Origin of the sequence: Nonomuraea maritima (assembly GCF_900100395.1) — a bacterium.
Lineage (GTDB): Bacteria > Actinomycetota > Actinomycetes > Streptosporangiales > Streptosporangiaceae > Nonomuraea > Nonomuraea maritima.
Genome location: NZ_FNFB01000003.1, coordinates 1 through 16,555, shown reverse-complemented (window position 1 = coordinate 16,555; position 16,555 = coordinate 1). Strand labels below are relative to the sequence as shown.

Genomic DNA, 16,555 nt, shown 5'->3' with positions numbered 1-16,555 from the left:
TCAGGGGGCCTGCAGCCGCGCCCGCGAGTTGGACAGGTGCAGCCGCATCGCGGCGCGTGCCGCGGCGGGGTCACGGTCGGCGATGGCGCGGTAGACGTTCTCGTGCTCCAGCGCCACCCGCGTGCGGTGGGTGGCGTCGGAGACGGTGTAGGCGGGCCCGAGGCGGGTGCGCGGCAGCATGATCATCATGGGGCCGAGCGAGGCGAGCAGGTCGGAGTAGAGCCGGTTGCCCGAGGCCAGCGCGACCTTGAGGTGGAAGGCGAAGTCGGCCTCGACGTCGCGGCCCGGCTGCTCGCCGGAGCGGCCGAGGTCGGCCAGCGCCCGCTCGACGGCCTTGAGCTGCAGCTCCGTACGCCGTTCCGCGGCCAGCCCGGCGGCCTCGGACTCGACGCCGATGCGGAAGTCGATCATGTCGAGGACGTCACGGTGGGTGCGGACCCTGGACGTCTCCACGGCGAAGGCCGTCGAGGCGGGCACGTCGAGCACGAACGAGCCGCGCCCCTGGAACGTCTCGACGAGCCCCGCCGCCTGGAGCCGGGAGATGGCCTCGCGGACCACCGTGCGGCTCACGCCGAACTCCTGGATGAGCAGCGACTCGGTGGGCAGCTTCTGACCGGGCCGGATCTCGCCCGCCAGGATGCGCGCCTTGAGCCGCTCGACGAGCTCGTGGGCCAGCCCGCGCCCGGTGCCACGCTCGAGCTTCTCCCCTGATCGGGGCCCGGGTCTCAGATCGCGTGGCACGCCTGCCAATGTACCGGCCCAGGGTTCAGAGCTTGCCGAACTCGACGCCGTCCACGGCCCACCTGCGGCACTGCTCGCTCAGGGTGACGCCCAGCCCCGGCCGGCTCGGGACGAGCATGCGGCCGTCGCGGATCTCCAGCCGCTCCTCGAACAGCGGGTCGAGCCACTCGAAGTGCTCGACCCAGGGCTCGCGCGGGTAGGCGGCGGCGAGGTGGACGTGGATCTCCATGGCGAAGTGCGGCGCGAGCTGCAGCCCGGCGTGGTCGGCGAGGGCGGCGAGACGCAGGAACGGGGTGATGCCGCCGACGCGGGGGGCGTCGGGCTGGAGGATGTCGGCCGCGCCGGCCTCGATGAGCCTGACGTGCTCGGCGACGCTGGAGAGCATCTCGCCGGTGGCGATCGGGGTGTCGAGTGCGGCGGCGAGCCGGGCGTGGCCCTCGGCGTCGTAGGCGTCGAGGGGCTCCTCGATCCACACCAGCCCGAGCTCCTCCACGGCCCTGCCGAAGCGGAGCGCGCTCACCCGGTCCCACTGCTGGTTGGCGTCCACCATGAGCGGCGTGTCGGGGCCGATGTGGTCGCGCACGGCCGCGAGCCGCCGCAGGTCCTCCCGCATGTCGGGCTGGCCGATCTTGATCTTGATGCCGCCGATGCCGTCCGCCAGGGAGCGCGCGGCGCGCTCCTTGACCTCCTCGACCGGCGCGTGCAGGAAGCCGCCCGAGGTGTTGTACGTCCGCACGGAGTCGCGGTAGGAGCCGAGGAGCTTGGCCAGCGGCAGGCCGGCCCGCTTGGCCTTGAGGTCCCACAGGGCGATGTCGATCGCGGCCAGCGCCTGGGTGGCCACCCCTGACCGGCCCACGGACGCGCCCGCCCACAGCAGCGTGTCGTACACCTTGCCGATGTCGGACGGGTCCTGGCCGAGCAGGTTCTCGGCCACCTCCTTGGCGTGGGCGTACTGCGCCGGGCCGCCCGCCCGCTTGGAGTAGCTGAAGCCGACGCCGCCGTGGCCGTCCTCGGTGCACAGCTCGGCGAAGAGGAAGGCGATCTCCGTCATCGGCTGCTGCCGCCCGGTCAGCACCTTGGCGTCGCTGACGGGGACGTCGAGCGGCAGGGTGACGGACGACAGCGAGACGTGGCGGATGCGGTCGGAGGCCATGGCAGTCATCGTACGAGTGCCCAACTCATACGACAACAGTCCCATAGGGGGTCTACAAAGAGGCAAGGTTAGGCTAACCTAAGCCCATGACCGAGGAGATCGCCCTCCGCGGCGCCGAGCTGTGCCTCAGCTACCACGGCACCCCCGTGGTGACGGACGGGCACATCACGCTCCGCCCAGGGCACGTCACCGCCCTGGTGGGCCCGAACGGCAGCGGCAAGTCCACGCTGCTGCGCGCGCTGGCCCGGCTGCACCTGCCCGACAGCGGCGCCGTCACGCTGTCCGGCGGCGCCGACGCGGCCGTTCTCACGGCGCGCGACTTCGCCCGGCGCGTCACGCTGCTCACGCAGAGCCGCCCCACGCCGGGCGGCGTGCGGGTGTCCGACGTCGTCGGGTACGGCCGCCACCCCTACCGGCGGCGCTGGCGAGCCGGAGACCCCGACGGCGCCGCGGCGGTCGCCAGGGCGATGGCCCTGACCGGCGTGACGACGATGGTCGACCGGCCGGTCGACGAGCTGTCGGGCGGCGAGCTGCAACGCGTCTGGCTCGCCACCTGCCTGGCCCAGGACACCGGCGTGCTGCTCCTGGACGAGCCCACCACGTTCCTCGACCTGCGCTACCAGGTGGAGCTGCTGGATCTCGTCCGCGACCTCGCCGACGAGCACGGCGTGGCGATCGGCGTCGTCCTGCACGACCTCAACCAGGCCGCCGAGATCGCCGACCACGTCGTCCTGCTGCACGGGGGCCGGGTCCGCGCGGACGGGCCGCCCGCGCAGGTGCTCACCGAGAGCCTGCTCAGCGAGACGTACGGGATCCGCATCGAGGTCAGCCACGACGCAGCGACCGGAGCCTTGGCCACCCGGCCGGTCGGCCGGCACAGCAGAACCACCCCCGCGACGACATGACAGGAAACACCATGCGCACTGCCCTGACGGCCATCACCGCCGCCGTCCTCCTCGCCGCCTGCGGCACGACCGAGGCCCCCGTGACGGCCCCCGCGACGGAGCCGGCCGCGTCCGGCGGCGCGAGCCCGACGGCGGCGCCCGTGACCGTCACCGACAGCCGGGGCAAGCAGATCACCCTCGACCGCCCGGCCACCCGGGTCGTCACCCTGGAGTGGGGCGAGACCGAGATGCTCGCCGGGCTCGGCGTCATGCCGGTGGGCGCCGCCGACGTGAAGGGGTACGCCGTCTGGAACACCGCCGTCAAGCTCGACCCGTCCGTCAAGGACGTCGGCAACCGGCAGGAGCCCAGCGTCGACTCCATCAGCGCGCTGCAGCCCGACCTCGTGATCATGGAGGCCGAGCGCGACTCGGCGCTGGTCCCGCAGCTGGAGGCGTTCGTGCCGGTCCTGGTGACCAAGGGCAGCGACGCCTCGCGCAACCTCGCCCGCATGCGCGAGGACCTCAACATGATCGCGACCGCGGTCGGCAGGACGGACGAGGCGGCCGAGCAGCTGGCCGACTTCGACGCGGCACTGGCCGAGAGCAAGCAGAAGATCGCCGCCGCGGGCGCCGCCGGCAGCCCGTTCGTCATGGCCGACGGATGGAAGCAGGGCAGCACGATCTCGATCCGCCCGTTCGGCGAGGGCGCGCTCGTCTCCGACGTCGCCACCGAGCTCGGCCTGAAGAACGCCTGGACGGGCGAGGTCGACCCGCAGTGGGGGCTCGGCGCCACCGACGTCGAGGGCCTGACCGCGCTCAAGGACCCCGCGATCCGGCTGTTCTACAACGCCTCGGACGGCGTCGACGTCTTCGCCGACGGGCTGGCCGCGAACGCCATCTGGAAGTCGCTGCCGTTCGTGAAGAAGGGGCAGGTCACGAAGCTGCCCAACGGCATCTGGACCTTCGGCGGCCCCCTGTCGTGCCGCCAGTACGCCGACGCCCTCGTGAAGGCGTACACCGGGTGAGCACCGACGTCCTGACCCCGGCGCCGCCCGCCACGCCGCTGCGCCGGCTGGGCACGGCCGGGGTCTTCCTCGTCGCGCTGGCCGCCACCGTGCTGGTGTCCGCCGTGCACGTGACCCAGGGGACGTCGTCGGTCGGGGCGCTCGACCTGCTCGCGCTCCCGTTCGGCGGCGACGACGAGGCGGCCCGCGTGCTGCTCGCCTCCCGGCTGCCCCGCCTGCTGGCCGGCGTCTGCGTCGGCGTCGCGCTGGGCGCCGCCGGGGCGTTGCTGCAGGCCGTCGCCCGCAACGCGATGGCCTCCCCCGACACGCTGGCCGTCAGCTCCGGCGCCTACGCGGCGGTCGCCGCGGCGGCGGCGTTCGGCCTGACCCTGCCGGTGCCGCTGTCGGGCGGCCTCGCGCTGCTCGGCGGGCTGGCCGCAGCCGCTCTGGTGCTGGCGCTGTCGGCCGGCGGCCGGACGGGGACCACCCGGCTGATCCTGGCGGGCTCCGCGACCGCCCTCGCGCTCAGCTCGCTCACGAACCTGCTCATGATCCTGTTCGAGGAGGAGACCACCGGCCTGTTCGCCTGGGGCAGCGGCTCGCTCGTGCAGAGCGACCTCGACGCGGTCACGCAGCTCGGGCCGCTGATCGCGGTCGCGCTGGCGGCGGCCGTGCTCGCCGGGCCCCGCCTCGACATCCTCGGCCTGGGCGACGACACCGCGACGGTGCTCGGCGTGAAGGTGCGCCGGCTGCGGCTGTGGCTCACCCTCCTCGCGGTGCTGCTGTCGGCCGCCGCGGTGACGATCGCCGGGCCGATCGGGTTCGTCGGGCTGTGCGCCCCGGTGATCGTGCGGCTGCTGCCGTCGTCCGTCCCTGGGCTGCACCGGCACCGCGTCCTCGTGCCGCTGTCGGGGCTGGCCGGTGTGCTGGTGGTGCTGGGCTCCGACATCGCGCTGCGCGCGGTGCTGGGCGCGCAGGCGGGTGTCGAGGTGCCGCCGGGCGTGGTGACCACCGTGCTCGGCGCGGCGGTGATGATCTGGCTGGCCCGCCGCTACCGCGACGCGGGCCCGACCCGCCGCCCCCCGGCCGTCCGTACGGGCGCCACCCGGTCGCGGGCGGCGTTCCTCGTCGTGGTCGCCGTCCTCGCCGCGCTGCTGGCGGGCGCGATCGTCCTCGGCCTACTGGGCGGCGACAGGTGGCTGCTCATGGGCGACGTGGCCAACTGGCTGCAGGGACGCAGCGGGCGGGCCCTGACGTTCGTGCTGGACCAGCGCTGGCCCCGGGTCGGCGCGAGCGTCCTGGCCGGCGCCGCGCTGGCGGTCGCCGGGGCCGCCGTGCAGGCCGTCTGCCGCAACCCGCTGGCCGAGCCCGGCATGCTGGGCGTCACCGCCGGGGCGGGCGTCGCCGCCGTCTCGCTGCTCACCTTCGTGCCGCTGGCCGGCGTCTGGACGATGTCCGCGGTCGCCGGCGGCGGCGCGCTGGTCGCCTTCGCCGTGGTGTACGGGCTGGCCTGGCGCGGCGGGCTGAGCTCCGACCGGCTGGTGCTCATCGGCGTCGGCGTGCAGGCGGCCTGCACCTCGGCGACCGTGCTGGTCATCGTGCTGTCCGACCCCTGGAACACCGCCAAGGCGCTGACCTGGCTGTCGGGCTCGACGTACGGCCGCGTGCCCGTCCAGCTGATCCCCGTCGCGCTGGCGCTCGTGCTCACCGTGCCGCTGCTGACCTGGCTGCGCCGCGACCTCGACCTGCTGTCCCTGGACGAGGACACCCCCCGCGTCCTCGGCGTCCCGCTGGAGCCGGTACGGCTGGCCGCGCTCGCCTGCGCCGTGCTGCTCACCGCGACGGCGGTGTCGGCGGTCGGGGTGATCGGCTTCGTCGGCCTCGTGGCCCCGCACGCCGCCCGCGCCATGATCGGGGCCCACCACGTCCGGCTGATCCCGGTCGCCGCGCTGCTTGGCGCGGTGCTGGTGAGCCTCGCCGACACCCTGGGCCGTACCGTCATCGCACCGGCCCAGGTGCCCGCGGGCCTGGTGACGGCGCTGATCGGGACGCCGTACTTCGTCTGGCTGCTCTGGCGGGCCCGCGCCCGACGCGAGGCCTGACCGCCGGGCAGGCCTCGCCTGCCCGGCTTCACCGCCGGCTTGACATCGTTGTCAAGCCGGCTCAGGCGAGCGAGGCGACTCCACGGCCGACGTACGCCTCAGGGACGAGCACGAGGGCCGCGGCGCCGACCAGCCCGGCCGCGTTACCCAGACTGGCCGTCGTCACGGACAGGCCGCGCAGGAAGTCGAGTCTGCCGTGCTCGGTGAGGGCCTGCCGGAGCGGCGGGAAGAGCAGGTCGTGCGCGGCCGCGACGCCGCCGCCGATGAGCACCCGGGACAGGTCGCAGATGGCCGCCGTGGAGACGATGCCCGCCGCGAGCGCCCGTCCGGACCGCCGGAACGCCTCGCTCGCGTGCGGGTCGCCCGCGCGGGCGGCCTCGGCGAGCTCCACCCCGGTCGGGGCCGCCACCGGCGCCTGCCAGCCGGCCTTCAGCGCCCACTCCACCATGCTCGGGCCGCTGCTCATCGCCTCGACGCAGCCGCGCCCGCCGCAGGGGCAGGGGGCGCCGTCGAGGTCGACGACCACGTGGCCGAGGTGACCGGCGTTGCCGGTCGGGCCGGCGACCAGGCGTCCGGCCTGGATGAGTCCGCCGCCCACACCGGTGGACACCACGATGCCCAGCAGATCGTCCACACCCTGACCCGCACCGCGCCAGTGCTCTCCCGCCACGGCGCAGCTGCCGTCACCGGCCAGCCGTACGGGCACCCCGGGGACCAGCTCGGCCAGCCGCTCCAGCAGCGGGAAGCGACGCCAGGCGGGGATGTTCACCGGGCTGATCGAGCCCTCCGGCAGGTGGATCGGGCCCGCCGATCCGACGCCCACACCGATCACCCGAGCCGTACCGGCCGCCGCCCGCAGCTCGGCGACGAGCTCGGCCAGGGGCTGCCACACCGCCTCGGCGTCCATGGACACCGCAGTCGGCCGCACCCGGCGCTCGGTGATGCTCCCGTCGGGAGTGACGAGGGCAGCCGCGATCTTCGTTCCCCCGATGTCGAGGGCGAGGGCGAAATCAGACAAGGGGGCTCCTAGGGGAAGAGACAACGTTGTCAGATTAGCGCTACGCGTACGGAGTATGGTTCCGCTCATGGCTAGCGACGTCGGGCGAACAAAGCGACCTACCATGGCGGACGTGGCAGCTCGCGCCGGAGTGAGCCTGAAGACCGTCTCACGGGTCGTGAACAACGCGCCACACGTCCAGCCAGAACTCGCAGAACGCGTGCTCGCCGCGGTGGCCGAGCTGGGCTTCCGCCGCAACCTCCTGGCCAGTTCCCTGCGCTCGGGGCAGGCCACCGCCACCATCGGGCTGCTGATCGAGGAGATCGCCAACCCGTTCTACGCGACGATGGCCGAGGCCGCGGCCGAGATCGCCGGGCAGCACGACACGATGCTCGTCATCGCCAGCTCCGAGGAGGACCCGGCCCGCGAGCGGCAGCTGCTGCGCGACATGTGCGCCCGCCGGTTCGACGGCCTGCTCGTGGTGCCGGCCGGCGACGACCACTCGTTCCTGCGCGCCGAGGTCGAGCTCGGCACGCCCGTCGTCTTCCTCGACCGGCCGCCCGGCGGGCTGCTGGCCGACACGGTGCTGCTCGACAACCGGGGCGGCGCGCGGGCCGGGGTCGGCCGGCTCATCGAGGCGGGCCACCGCAGGATCGGCATCCTGCTCGACTCGATCGGCGTCTACACGATGCGCGAACGGCTCGACGGCGCGCAGGACGCGCTGGCCCCGGCCGGTGTGCCGTACGACAGCCGGCTGATCCGCGACGGCGTCGGCGACCCGGCCTCGGCCGCGCGGGCGGTCGCCGAGATGCTGGAGCGGCCCGACCCGCCGACGGCATTCTTCAGCCTGAACAACCGCATCACCCTCGGCGTGATCGAGGAGCTCTACCGGCGCGGCAGCGACGCCACGGTGCTCGCGTTCGACGACTTCGACCTGGCCCGGCTGCTGCCGTATCCGATGACGGTCATCGCCTACGACACCCGTGAGCTGGCCAGGACCGCGGCCGAGCTGCTGTTCCTGCGGATCGGCGGCGACCGGTCGTGGCCGCGTACAGTGGTGTTGCCCACCGAGCTGGTGTCGCGTGGCGTCACGCCGGGTGCGGCTCCGGCCGCCCTGGAGCCCACATGACGTGCGCGTTACGAAATGGCCACAGAGAAACGGGCCAAGTTGACACGATCGTCACGTCGGAGCAGTCTCTACCCGCTGCCTGATGATGACAACGATGTCACGACGCTCTAGGGGGGACCGTCATGATGGTTGGCCTCTCCCCCGGCGTGATCCCCGCCCGGCCGCGTGACGCGCGCAGGCGGGACGTCCGGCCCGCAGGAACGGGAGCTCGTACTCCCGGCGCCGTGGGACCCGGCGCACCCCCCTTCGTTCCCGAACCATGGATTCAGGCCATGACGTTGCCTGAGCCGACGACGACCCGGAGGCAACAGATGTCAAGGGTGACGTGGCGCCGAAGTGAGGCGAGCTCGTCATGAGCGACGCACCCGTCCTGCTGGAGATGCGTTCGATCACCAAGGAGTTCCCCGGGGTCAAGGCGCTCTCGGACGTCAACCTCGTGGTGCGGGCCGGTGAGATCCACGCGATCGCCGGCGAGAACGGCGCCGGCAAGTCCACCTTGATGAAGGTGCTGAGCGGCGTCTACCCGTACGGCTCCTACTCCGGCCAGATTCTCTACCAGGGCTCGGAGAGCCGGTTCTCCGACATCCGGGCCAGTGAGAACGCCGGAATCGTGATCATTCACCAGGAGCTCGCCCTGGTGCCCGGCCTGTCGATCACGGAGAACATCTTCCTCGGCAACGAGCCGCGCCGCGGCGGGGTGATCGACTGGAAGACCGCCAACCGCCGGGCGGCCGAGCTCATGGCCATGGTCGGGCTGGAGGAGGACCCCGACACGCTGATCGGAGACATCGGCGTCGGCAAGCAGCAGCTCGTCGAGATCGCCAAGGCGTTCGCCAAGAACGTGAAGCTGCTCATCCTCGACGAGCCCACCGCGGCCCTGAACGAGGACGACTCGCAGCACCTGCTCGGCCTCATGCGGGAGTTCAGGCAGCGGGGCATCACCTCGATCATCATCTCGCACAAGCTCAACGAGATCGCCGAGACCGCCGACTCCATCACCATCCTGCGGGACGGCCAGACGATCGAGACGCTCGACATCAAGGCCGACGGCGTCGACGAGGACCGGATCGTGCGCGGCATGGTCGGCCGCGAGCTGCACAGCCGGTTCCCCGACCACACGCCGAACATCGGCGAGGTCTTCTTCGAGGTCCGCGACTGGACGGTCCGGCACCCGATCGCCGCCGAGCGCCTGGTGTCCAAGAACGCCTCCTTCACCGTGCGCCGCGGCGAGATCGTCGGGTTCGCCGGCCTGATGGGCGCCGGGCGGACCGAGCTCGCGATGAGCATCTTCGGCCGCTCGTACGGCACCTACGTCTCCGGGCAGATCATCAAGGACGGCCAGGAGATCGTCATCAAGTCGGTGTCGGACGCGATCGCGCACGGCCTCGCGTACGTCAGCGAGGACCGCAAGTCGATCGGCCTCAACCTGCTCGACGACATCAAGACCTCGGTGGTGTCCGCCAAGCTGTCCAAGGTCATCAGCCACGGCGTGATCGACCAGGTGCGCGAGCACCGGGCGGCCGAGGACTACCGTAAGAGCCTTCGCGTCAAGGCCCCCTCGGTCGACGACCCGGTCACCACGCTCTCCGGCGGCAACCAGCAGAAGGTGGTGCTCGCCAAGTGGATGTTCACCGACCCTGACCTGCTGATCCTGGACGAGCCGACCCGTGGCATCGACGTGGGCGCCAAGTACGAGATCTACGGCATCATCCAGCGCCTCGCCGACCAGGGCAAGGGCGTCGTCGTCATCTCGTCGGAGCTCCCCGAGCTGATCGGCCTGTGCGACCGGATCTACACGGTGTTCGAGGGGACCATCACCGGCGACATCGCCCGCGCAGACGCCGACCCGGAACTCCTGCTGAAGCAGATGACCTCAGTGAAGAAGGCACAGCGATCATGAGCCGCGTGAAAGAACTCCAGAAGTCCCTGTTCGGAGGGACGACCTCCAACGCCCGGCAGTTCGGGATGATCTTCACTCTGGTGGCGATCGTCCTGCTGTTCGAGATCCTCACCAACGGCCTGACGCTGAACCCCGGCAACCTCATCTCGCTGGTGAGCCAGTACTCCTACATCCTGATCCTGGCCATCGGCATGCTGATGGTCATCGTGGCCGGGCACATCGACCTGTCGGTCGGCTCGATCGCCGCGTTCGTCGGCATCGTGGTCGCGAAGGTCATGCAGGACTACTCGCTCCCGTGGTTCGTCGCCATCCTCGTCGGCCTGGCGGTCGGCGCCCTCATCGGCGCCTGGCAGGGCTTCTGGGTGGCGTACGTCGGGGTGCCGGCGTTCATCGTGACGCTGGCCGGCATGATGCTCTTCCGGGGCGGCAACCAGTTCATCGGCAACGCCAACACCATCCCGGTGCCCGAGGGCTTCCGCGTCATCGGCGCCGGCTTCCTGCCGGAGATCGGCCCCGACACCGGCTACAACAACCCCACGCTTCTGCTCGGCCTGGTGGCCTGCGTGGCGATCGTGATCAGGGAGTGGCGGGGCCGCCGCACCCGCCGCGAGATGGGCGCCGACGTCGCCCCCATGTGGATCTCGGTGATCCGCGTGGCCGTGCCGCTCGTCGTGGTCGTCTTCGCCACCCTGCAGTTCGCCGGCGGCCGCGTCGGCACCAGCTTCCCGGTCTCGGGCATCATCCTCGCCGTCCTGGTCGTCATCTACTCGTTCATCACCCGCAACACGGCGGGCGGCCGGCACATCTACGCCGTCGGCGGCAACGCCCGCGCCGCGGAGCTGTCCGGCGTCAAGCTCAAGCGGGTCAACTTCATGGTGATGATGAACATGTCGATCCTGGCCGCCCTGGCCGGCATGATCTTCGTCGCCCGCTCGGCCGCCTCCGGCCCGCAGGACGGCATCGGCTGGGAACTGGACGCCATCGCCGCCGTGTTCATCGGTGGCGCGGCCGTCTCCGGCGGTCTCGGCACGATCAGCGGCTCCATCGTCGGCGGCCTGGTCATGGCCGTACTCAACAACGGCCTGCAGCTGCTCGGCGTGGGCTCCGACCGGGTGCAGATCATCAAGGGCCTGGTGCTGCTGCTGGCCGTCGCGTTCGACGTCTACAACAAGAAGCAGGGACGTTTCTCCGTCATCGAGTCGCTGATGCGTCCGTTCCGCCGTGACACCCCCGCGCCCGCCTCCCCCGCCGAGGCGGAGCAGGAACGCGGTAAGAGTCCGGTTGCCGGCTGACGGCCAACCGATCAGACGGGCGGTAAGCCTCCGTCCCGTCATATTTCCAAGAAGGGCATGTGTTGATGCGCAATTTCCTGATCAGGGGTGTGGCGGCCGGAGCCATCGCTCTGCTGTCTCTCACCGCCTGTTCCCAGCGGTCGGAAGAGGGCACCACGAGCGCCGGCACGACCGAGGCCGCCAAGGGCTTCCCCGCCGACTCGCTGATCGGCGTCGCGCTGCCGGCGAAGACCTCGGAGAACTGGGTGCTGGCCGGTGACCTGTTCACCGACGGCCTCAAGGAGGCCGGCTTCCAGTCGGACGTCCAGTACGCCGGTTCCTCCACCACGGTCGCCGACCAGCAGTCGCAGATCCAGGCCATGGTCACCAAGGGCGCCAAGGTCATCGTGATCGGCGCGACCGACGCCGCCCAGCTGAGCACCCAGGTCGAGGCCGCCAAGGCCGCCGGGGCGAGCGTCATCGCCTACGACCGCCTCATCAAGAACACCCAGGGCGTCGACTTCTACGTCGCCTACGACAACTTCAAGGTCGGCCAGCTCCAGGGCCAGGCCCTGCTGGACGGCATGAAGGCGAAGAAGCCCGAGGGCCCGTACACCATCGAGCTGTTCTCTGGTTCGTCCGACGACAACAACTCGGCGGTGTTCTTCGACGGCGCGATGAGCGTGCTCAAGCCGCAGATCGACAACGGCACCCTGGTGGTCGGCTCCGGCCAGACCGACATCAAGCAGACCGCCATCGACGCCTGGAAGCCGGAGAACGCCCAGCGGCGGATGGACTCCCTGCTGACCTCCACCTACACCAGCAAGACCCTGGACGGCGTGCTCTCCCCGAACGACACGCTGGCCCGCGCCATCCTCACCTCGATCAAGGGCGCCGGCAAGCCGCTCCCGATCGTCACCGGCCAGGACTCCGAGGTCGAGTCGATCAAGTCGATCATGGCTGGTGAGCAGTACTCCACGATCAACAAGGACACCCGCAACCTGGTCAAGCAGACCATCCAGATGGTGAAGGACCTGCAGGCCGGCAAGCAGCCGGAGATCAACGACACCAAGTCGTACGACAACGGGGTGAAGGTCGTCCCGTCGTACCTGCTCGAGCCGCAGATCGTCACCAAGGACAACGCGGCCGAGGCGTACGCCAACGACCCCAACCTGGCTCCGCTCACGAAGTAGTGCGGTGGGTCCCGTCCCCGGGACCCACACCTGTCGCCGTCACCCCCAGGTGTGACGGCGATTTTCTTTTGCCCGGGTTCCCGCCGGGCGGCCACATGCTGGACCACCCCTTCCTTGCCAAATCGGACATGTGATAGCAAATAGGCATAAAACTCGCGTGGGGAGTGTGGAAGGAGCCGTCCTTTCGTGGCAGCAGGCGAACAGGATGCACAGCGGCGGCAGACCCCCAGCCGCCGCGCCGCCGCACCCGTCCGCGAGTCGTCAGAGCTTCCTCCTGCCTCTGCCGAGCAGGAACACGGCTTCGTGGAGTACGCAGGGCATCGGGCGAGCAGCCGCATCGAGCAGCGACCGACGCGCCGCCCTCGCGCCTTCATCCAGGCGTCCGGAATCAGCAGATCCGCGACCTACCCATGCTGACGTGGATCAGCAGCATCCGAAAGGGAAACCGTTCATGCCGAGCAGAACCCGTGCCCGAAGCACGCTCGCCGCAGCCGTCAGGGTCGTCCTGGCGGCCGTGGTCACGATGGCGCTGAGCCTGGCCGTCGTGCCGCAGGCACAGGCCGCCGCCGCCAAGCCGAGCATCACCAAGAAGTACTTCGGCACCATGCCCGACGGCAAGAAGATCGACATCTACACCCTGCGGAACTCCCGGGGGATGCGGGTGAACATCCTCACCTACGGCGGCATCATCCAGTCGATCGACGTCCCCGACAAGCGCGGCAAGTTCGCCAACGTGGCGCTCGGCTTCAACAACCTGCCGGACTACGTCAACAAGAGCCTTTACTTCGGCGCCATCATCGGCCGGTACGCCAACCGCATCGCCAAGGGTCGCTTCAGCGTCGCCGGCAAGACGTACCAGCTGCCGGTCAACGACGGCCCCAACAGCCTGCACGGCGGCACCAAGGGCTTCGACAAGCGGGTCTGGGCCGCCCACCCGTTCAACCGGCACGGCAGCGTGGGTCTCGAGCTCACCTACACCAGCCCGAACGGCGAGGAGAACTACCCGGGCACGCTGCGGACCAAGGTCGTCTACACGCTGACGAACGACAACAAGATCCGCATGGACTACAGCGCCACCACCGACCGGACCACGGTCGTCAACCTCACCAACCACACGTACTTCAACCTGCACGGTGAGGGCGACGGCCGGATCCTCGACCAGCGGCTGCAGATCAACGCCTCCCGCTACACCCCGATCGACAAGACGCTCATCCCCACCGGGCAGATCGCCCGGCTGAGCGGCACGCCGCTCGACTTCCGCCGTCCCACCACCATCGGCGCGCGCATCAACCGCAAGAACCAGCAGCTCGAACGAGCCGGCGGGTACGACCACAACTACGTCCTCGACCGCCACGGGCGCGGACTGCAGCTCGCGGCCAAGGCCGTGGACCCGCGCAGCGGGCGCGTGCTCGAGGTCATCACCGACCAGCCGGGCCTGCAGTTCTACTCGGGCAACTTCCTCGACGGCACCCTGCGCGGCACCGGCGGCCACCTGTACCAGAAGCGGTCCGGCTTCACCCTGGAGTCGCAGCACTACCCCGACTCGCCCAACCACAAGAACTTCCCCTCGACCGTCCTACGCCCAGGAGACACCTACCGCACGACGACCATCTACGCCTTCTCCACAACCCGCTGACCCCACACCCACGCCCGGGCCGCCCAGCCGAAGCCGTTCCTGCCACGGCCAGGCCAGGCGGCCCGGGTCCCGCACGACGACAAGCCACCACCCATGCCGCATGCTGAGCCACGGCTCAGGTCGCATGATGAGCCACGACGTCGGTCGCCGCCCGCACGAAGGCGGCGACGGCCTCGCAGCAGGCCCCGGACGCGTAGCTCGCACCGGGGCCGGGGAACGCGCCGCCTGGGCCCGGGTCAGCCGCGGTCGCGGGCGGCGCCCTCCAGGACGTGGTCGATGCGGGCGGCCAGTTCGACGTCTCGCGCGGTGACCCCGCCCGCGCTGTGGGTGGCCAGCCGGAACCGGATGCCGTCCGGCGTGGACGCGATCTCGGGGTGGTGGTCGAGGACCTCGGCCTCGTTCATCACCGCCTCGCGCAGCCAGCCGTGGCTGTCCGGCGTCGCCGGGACGTCCTTCACCAGGGCCTCCCCGTCGTGGCGCCAGCCCTGCAGCGCCGCGAGCGCGGTGTCGATCTCCTCGTCGGTCAGGACCCCCTCGGCCATGCCGCCTCCCCTGTCGTCGTTCCAGGAGAAGGGGCTACCACCGTTCGGCGCCTTCACACCTGACCGGCCAGACCATGAGGAAGCGGACCGCTCAGCCCTCCTTGAGGCGGAGCGCCTCCTTGCGGTTCTCGGCCTGGACGGCCTGCTCGTGCTCCAGCCACGCCGGGTTCTCGGCCTTCAGCGCCTCGATCTCGGCCGTGGTGAGCGGCTCGGTGATGCCGGCCCTGCGCAGGCCGGAGATGGAGACCTTGAGCTTGGCGGCGACGACCTGCTTGGGGTGGGGGCCGTTGCGGCGCAGGTCGGTGAGCCACGTGGGCGGCTTGGCCTGCAACTCGTTCAGCTCGTCCCTGGAGACGACACCCGCCTGGAACTCGGCGGGAGTGGCCGAGAGGAGGACGCCCAGCTTCTTGGCCGCGGTCTCGGGCTTCATGGTCTGGACTGTCTTCGGTTTGGGCGAGGTCATGGCACCAAGGGTAGTCAGTCCGGACGGGTCCCCCTGCATCAGTACGCTGAGGGCGTGACTGACGAAAAGACCGGCACGACGTTCCGGCTGGCGTACGTACCCGGAGTGACACCCGCGAAGTGGGTCAACATCTGGACGGAGCGGCTGCCCGACGTGCCGATCACCCTGACCGCGGTCCCCACCGCCGACGCGGTCACGCTCCTGCGGGACGGCGGCGCCGACGCCGGTTTCGTCAGGCTCCCCATCGACCGCGACGGGCTCAGCGTGATCCCGCTCTACGTCGAGACCACGGTCGTCGTGGTGCCGAAGGACCACGACCTGGCCGCCGCCGACGAGGTGACCCTCGCCGACCTGGCCGAAGAGGAGGTGCTCCACCCGCTCGACGACACCATCGAGTGGACGGAACGGCCCGGTCTGCCCGCGTTCACCCGTCCCGACACGACGGCGCACGCCGTCGAGCTGGTCGCGGCCGGCACCGGCCTCCTCGTGGTCCCGCAGTCGCTGGCCCGCCTGCACCACCGCAAAGACCTCACCTACCGGACGGTGACGGACGCCCCGCAGTCGCAGGTCGCGCTCACCTGGCCGGCGGACGCCACCACCGACCTGATGGAGGACTTCATCGGCATCGTCCGCGGCCGCACGGCGAACAGCTCACGCGGCCGCACCACCGCGCCCGCCGAGAAGCCGGCGCCGAAGCCCAGGAAGTCCCCGCAGCAACGCACCGCCCGCCGGCCCACGCAGCCCGCCCGCAAGAAGAAGGGCAACCGCTCGCGTTGACCCCCGCGTCAGGCCAGGCGTTCCAGCTCGTCCGCTCGACGCAGGTCCTTGGGACGGCCCACCGCGCGGCGCATCCGGATCAGGTCCTGCCGGGTGAGGTAGTGGACCTCCAGGCCGCCGGGGCCGACCGCGGTCATCGCGCGGTCGAGAAACTCCCGGACCCGCAGGTCGCCCCAGGGAAGCGCCGGCGTGCAGCAGTCGCCGCCGACTCCGGGCGAGGTGAAGTCGACCTTGGGACGGAGAAAGGCGGCCGGCTCAAGGACGACGTCGTCGGCGAGCCGGGCACCGACGGACGCGAACGCCGCCGCGAGGGCCGGGGCCTGGGCCGGATCGCCGTCCCAGAGCAGGTCGAGATCACCGGTCAGCTCGGTGGATCCGTGCATGATGCCGGCGACCTGCCCGATCACCACGGCCCGCACGCCGTTCGCGTGCAGGGCTCTCAACAGGGGGAACGGGTCGAACCCGACGGCGCCGTCCGTGCCGATCGTGCCGACGTCGTCATCGGCGTCGTCGTGGCCGAGGCCGGTGGCGGCCCGCTCGCGGGCGAGTTCGCGCGTACGGCGTGCGGCGTCGTGGAGTCGTTCCAGCGGATCATCGAGCATCCGCTCATGCAACACCAAGCGCACTCGCGACGCACCCCGTTTTCCGGCGCGAGGCCGTCCGGTTCCTCACCGTTGCTTTGAGTCTCAAGGACTCTCAGCATCCCGGGCATTTCGGCCCGGGAGGTCCGTCCCTTCACCAGAGCGTCAAAGGCTCGGCTTGA

General features: G+C 71.0%; 15 protein-coding genes. 9 read left to right on the top strand and 6 right to left on the bottom strand.

Translation table 11 applies throughout. From position 1 onward, the window contains the following. Together BLR04_RS06970 and BLR04_RS06965 are read right to left on the bottom strand one after the other, a co-directional pair. On the bottom strand, positions 1-741 hold the full coding sequence (locus BLR04_RS06970) for a FadR/GntR family transcriptional regulator (protein ID WP_245740075.1): 741 nt from the start codon (positions 739-741) through the stop codon (positions 1-3). 25 nt (positions 742-766) lie between these two features. After that, complete coding sequence (locus BLR04_RS06965; protein ID WP_090760883.1) at positions 767-1,894, bottom strand: L-talarate/galactarate dehydratase; 1,128 nt, start codon at positions 1,892-1,894, stop codon at positions 767-769. An 86-nt stretch (positions 1,895-1,980) separates the two neighbouring features. Between BLR04_RS06965 and BLR04_RS06960 the strand changes: the two genes are divergently transcribed. From BLR04_RS06960 to BLR04_RS06950, 3 genes are read left to right on the top strand one after another with little or no spacing between them, the layout of a single operon-like run. Continuing rightward, positions 1,981-2,799 carry an ABC transporter ATP-binding protein gene (locus tag BLR04_RS06960; RefSeq protein ID WP_090760881.1) on the top strand — a complete coding sequence of 273 codons (819 nt, stop codon included), beginning with the start codon at positions 1,981-1,983 and terminating at the stop codon, positions 2,797-2,799. An 11-nt stretch (positions 2,800-2,810) separates the two neighbouring features. Continuing rightward, positions 2,811-3,803, top strand: a complete 993-nt coding sequence (locus tag BLR04_RS06955; protein ID WP_090760879.1) for an ABC transporter substrate-binding protein — start codon at positions 2,811-2,813, stop codon at positions 3,801-3,803. Next, positions 3,800-5,884 (top strand): iron ABC transporter permease, encoded by a 2,085-nt coding sequence (locus BLR04_RS06950; RefSeq protein ID WP_090760878.1) that lies wholly within the window; start codon positions 3,800-3,802, stop codon positions 5,882-5,884. The genes BLR04_RS06955 and BLR04_RS06950 overlap by 4 nt, the downstream gene beginning before the upstream one ends. Positions 5,885-5,945: 61 nt before the next feature. Here the strand turns inward: BLR04_RS06950 and BLR04_RS06945 are convergent, their stop codons facing one another. After that, positions 5,946-6,902 carry an ROK family protein gene (locus tag BLR04_RS06945; protein ID WP_245740074.1) on the bottom strand — a complete coding sequence of 319 codons (957 nt, stop codon included), beginning with the start codon at positions 6,900-6,902 and terminating at the stop codon, positions 5,946-5,948. A 103-nt stretch (positions 6,903-7,005) separates the two neighbouring features. Between BLR04_RS06945 and BLR04_RS06940 the strand changes: the two genes are divergently transcribed. The 5 genes from BLR04_RS06940 to BLR04_RS06920 all read left to right on the top strand — a co-directional run bounded on the left by BLR04_RS06940 (position 7,006) and on the right by BLR04_RS06920 (position 14,010). Beyond that, on the top strand, positions 7,006-8,010 hold the full coding sequence (locus BLR04_RS06940; protein WP_090760874.1) for a LacI family DNA-binding transcriptional regulator: 1,005 nt from the start codon (positions 7,006-7,008) through the stop codon (positions 8,008-8,010). A gap of 352 nt (positions 8,011-8,362) precedes the next feature. Further along, entirely contained in the window at positions 8,363-9,910 is a 1,548-nt protein-coding gene (gene mmsA / locus BLR04_RS06935; protein ID WP_090760872.1) for a multiple monosaccharide ABC transporter ATP-binding protein, read from the top strand. Then, positions 9,907-11,202, top strand: a complete 1,296-nt coding sequence (gene mmsB / locus BLR04_RS06930) for a multiple monosaccharide ABC transporter permease (protein WP_090760870.1) — start codon at positions 9,907-9,909, stop codon at positions 11,200-11,202. Before mmsA ends, mmsB begins: the two co-directional genes overlap by 4 nt. Before the next feature lie 65 nt (positions 11,203-11,267). Continuing rightward, the gene (locus tag BLR04_RS06925) at positions 11,268-12,374 is read left to right on the top strand and encodes a substrate-binding domain-containing protein (protein ID WP_090760868.1); all 1,107 of its coding nucleotides are present in this window, start codon (positions 11,268-11,270) and stop codon (positions 12,372-12,374) included. A gap of 451 nt (positions 12,375-12,825) precedes the next feature. Next, the gene (locus BLR04_RS06920; RefSeq protein WP_245740073.1) at positions 12,826-14,010 is read left to right on the top strand and encodes an aldose epimerase family protein; all 1,185 of its coding nucleotides are present in this window, start codon (positions 12,826-12,828) and stop codon (positions 14,008-14,010) included. Positions 14,011-14,246: 236 nt separating this feature from the next. Here BLR04_RS06920 and BLR04_RS06915 read toward each other — a convergent pair whose 3' ends face one another. Both BLR04_RS06915 and BLR04_RS06910 read right to left on the bottom strand, forming a co-directional pair. Continuing rightward, positions 14,247-14,552, bottom strand: a complete 306-nt coding sequence (locus tag BLR04_RS06915; RefSeq protein WP_090760866.1) for a 4a-hydroxytetrahydrobiopterin dehydratase — start codon at positions 14,550-14,552, stop codon at positions 14,247-14,249. Between the two features lie 91 nt (positions 14,553-14,643). Further along, positions 14,644-14,982 (bottom strand): DUF5997 family protein, encoded by a 339-nt coding sequence (locus BLR04_RS06910; RefSeq protein WP_245740072.1) that lies wholly within the window; start codon positions 14,980-14,982, stop codon positions 14,644-14,646. Between the two features lie 87 nt (positions 14,983-15,069). Between BLR04_RS06910 and BLR04_RS06905 the strand changes: the two genes are divergently transcribed. After that, on the top strand, positions 15,070-15,792 hold the full coding sequence (locus tag BLR04_RS06905) for a LysR family substrate-binding domain-containing protein (RefSeq protein WP_090760862.1): 723 nt from the start codon (positions 15,070-15,072) through the stop codon (positions 15,790-15,792). Positions 15,793-15,800: 8 nt separating this feature from the next. Here the strand turns inward: BLR04_RS06905 and BLR04_RS06900 are convergent, their stop codons facing one another. Continuing rightward, on the bottom strand, positions 15,801-16,394 hold the full coding sequence (locus BLR04_RS06900) for a hypothetical protein (protein ID WP_090760860.1): 594 nt from the start codon (positions 16,392-16,394) through the stop codon (positions 15,801-15,803). Between the last annotated feature and the right edge of the window lie 161 nt (positions 16,395-16,555).

Bases quoted from the DNA above. Each gene is read 5' to 3' on its own strand.
- BLR04_RS06900 (WP_090760860.1), bottom strand. From the start codon at position 16,394: ATGCTCGATGATCCGCTGGAACGACTCCACGACGCCGCACGCCGTACG.
- BLR04_RS06965 (WP_090760883.1), bottom strand. From the start codon at position 1,894: ATGGCCTCCGACCGCATCCGCCACGTCTCGCTGTCGTCCGTCACCCTG.
- BLR04_RS06940 (WP_090760874.1), top strand. From the start codon at position 7,006: ATGGCGGACGTGGCAGCTCGCGCCGGAGTGAGCCTGAAGACCGTCTCA.
- BLR04_RS06925 (WP_090760868.1), top strand. From the start codon at position 11,268: ATGCGCAATTTCCTGATCAGGGGTGTGGCGGCCGGAGCCATCGCTCTG.
- BLR04_RS06955 (WP_090760879.1), top strand. From the start codon at position 2,811: ATGCGCACTGCCCTGACGGCCATCACCGCCGCCGTCCTCCTCGCCGCC.
- BLR04_RS06910 (WP_245740072.1), bottom strand. From the start codon at position 14,982: ATGAAGCCCGAGACCGCGGCCAAGAAGCTGGGCGTCCTCCTCTCGGCC.
- BLR04_RS06960 (WP_090760881.1), top strand. From the start codon at position 1,981: ATGACCGAGGAGATCGCCCTCCGCGGCGCCGAGCTGTGCCTCAGCTAC.
- BLR04_RS06915 (WP_090760866.1), bottom strand. From the start codon at position 14,552: ATGGCCGAGGGGGTCCTGACCGACGAGGAGATCGACACCGCGCTCGCG.
- BLR04_RS06920 (WP_245740073.1), top strand. From the start codon at position 12,826: ATGCCGAGCAGAACCCGTGCCCGAAGCACGCTCGCCGCAGCCGTCAGG.
- mmsB (WP_090760870.1), top strand. From the start codon at position 9,907: ATGAGCCGCGTGAAAGAACTCCAGAAGTCCCTGTTCGGAGGGACGACC.
- mmsA (WP_090760872.1), top strand. From the start codon at position 8,363: ATGAGCGACGCACCCGTCCTGCTGGAGATGCGTTCGATCACCAAGGAG.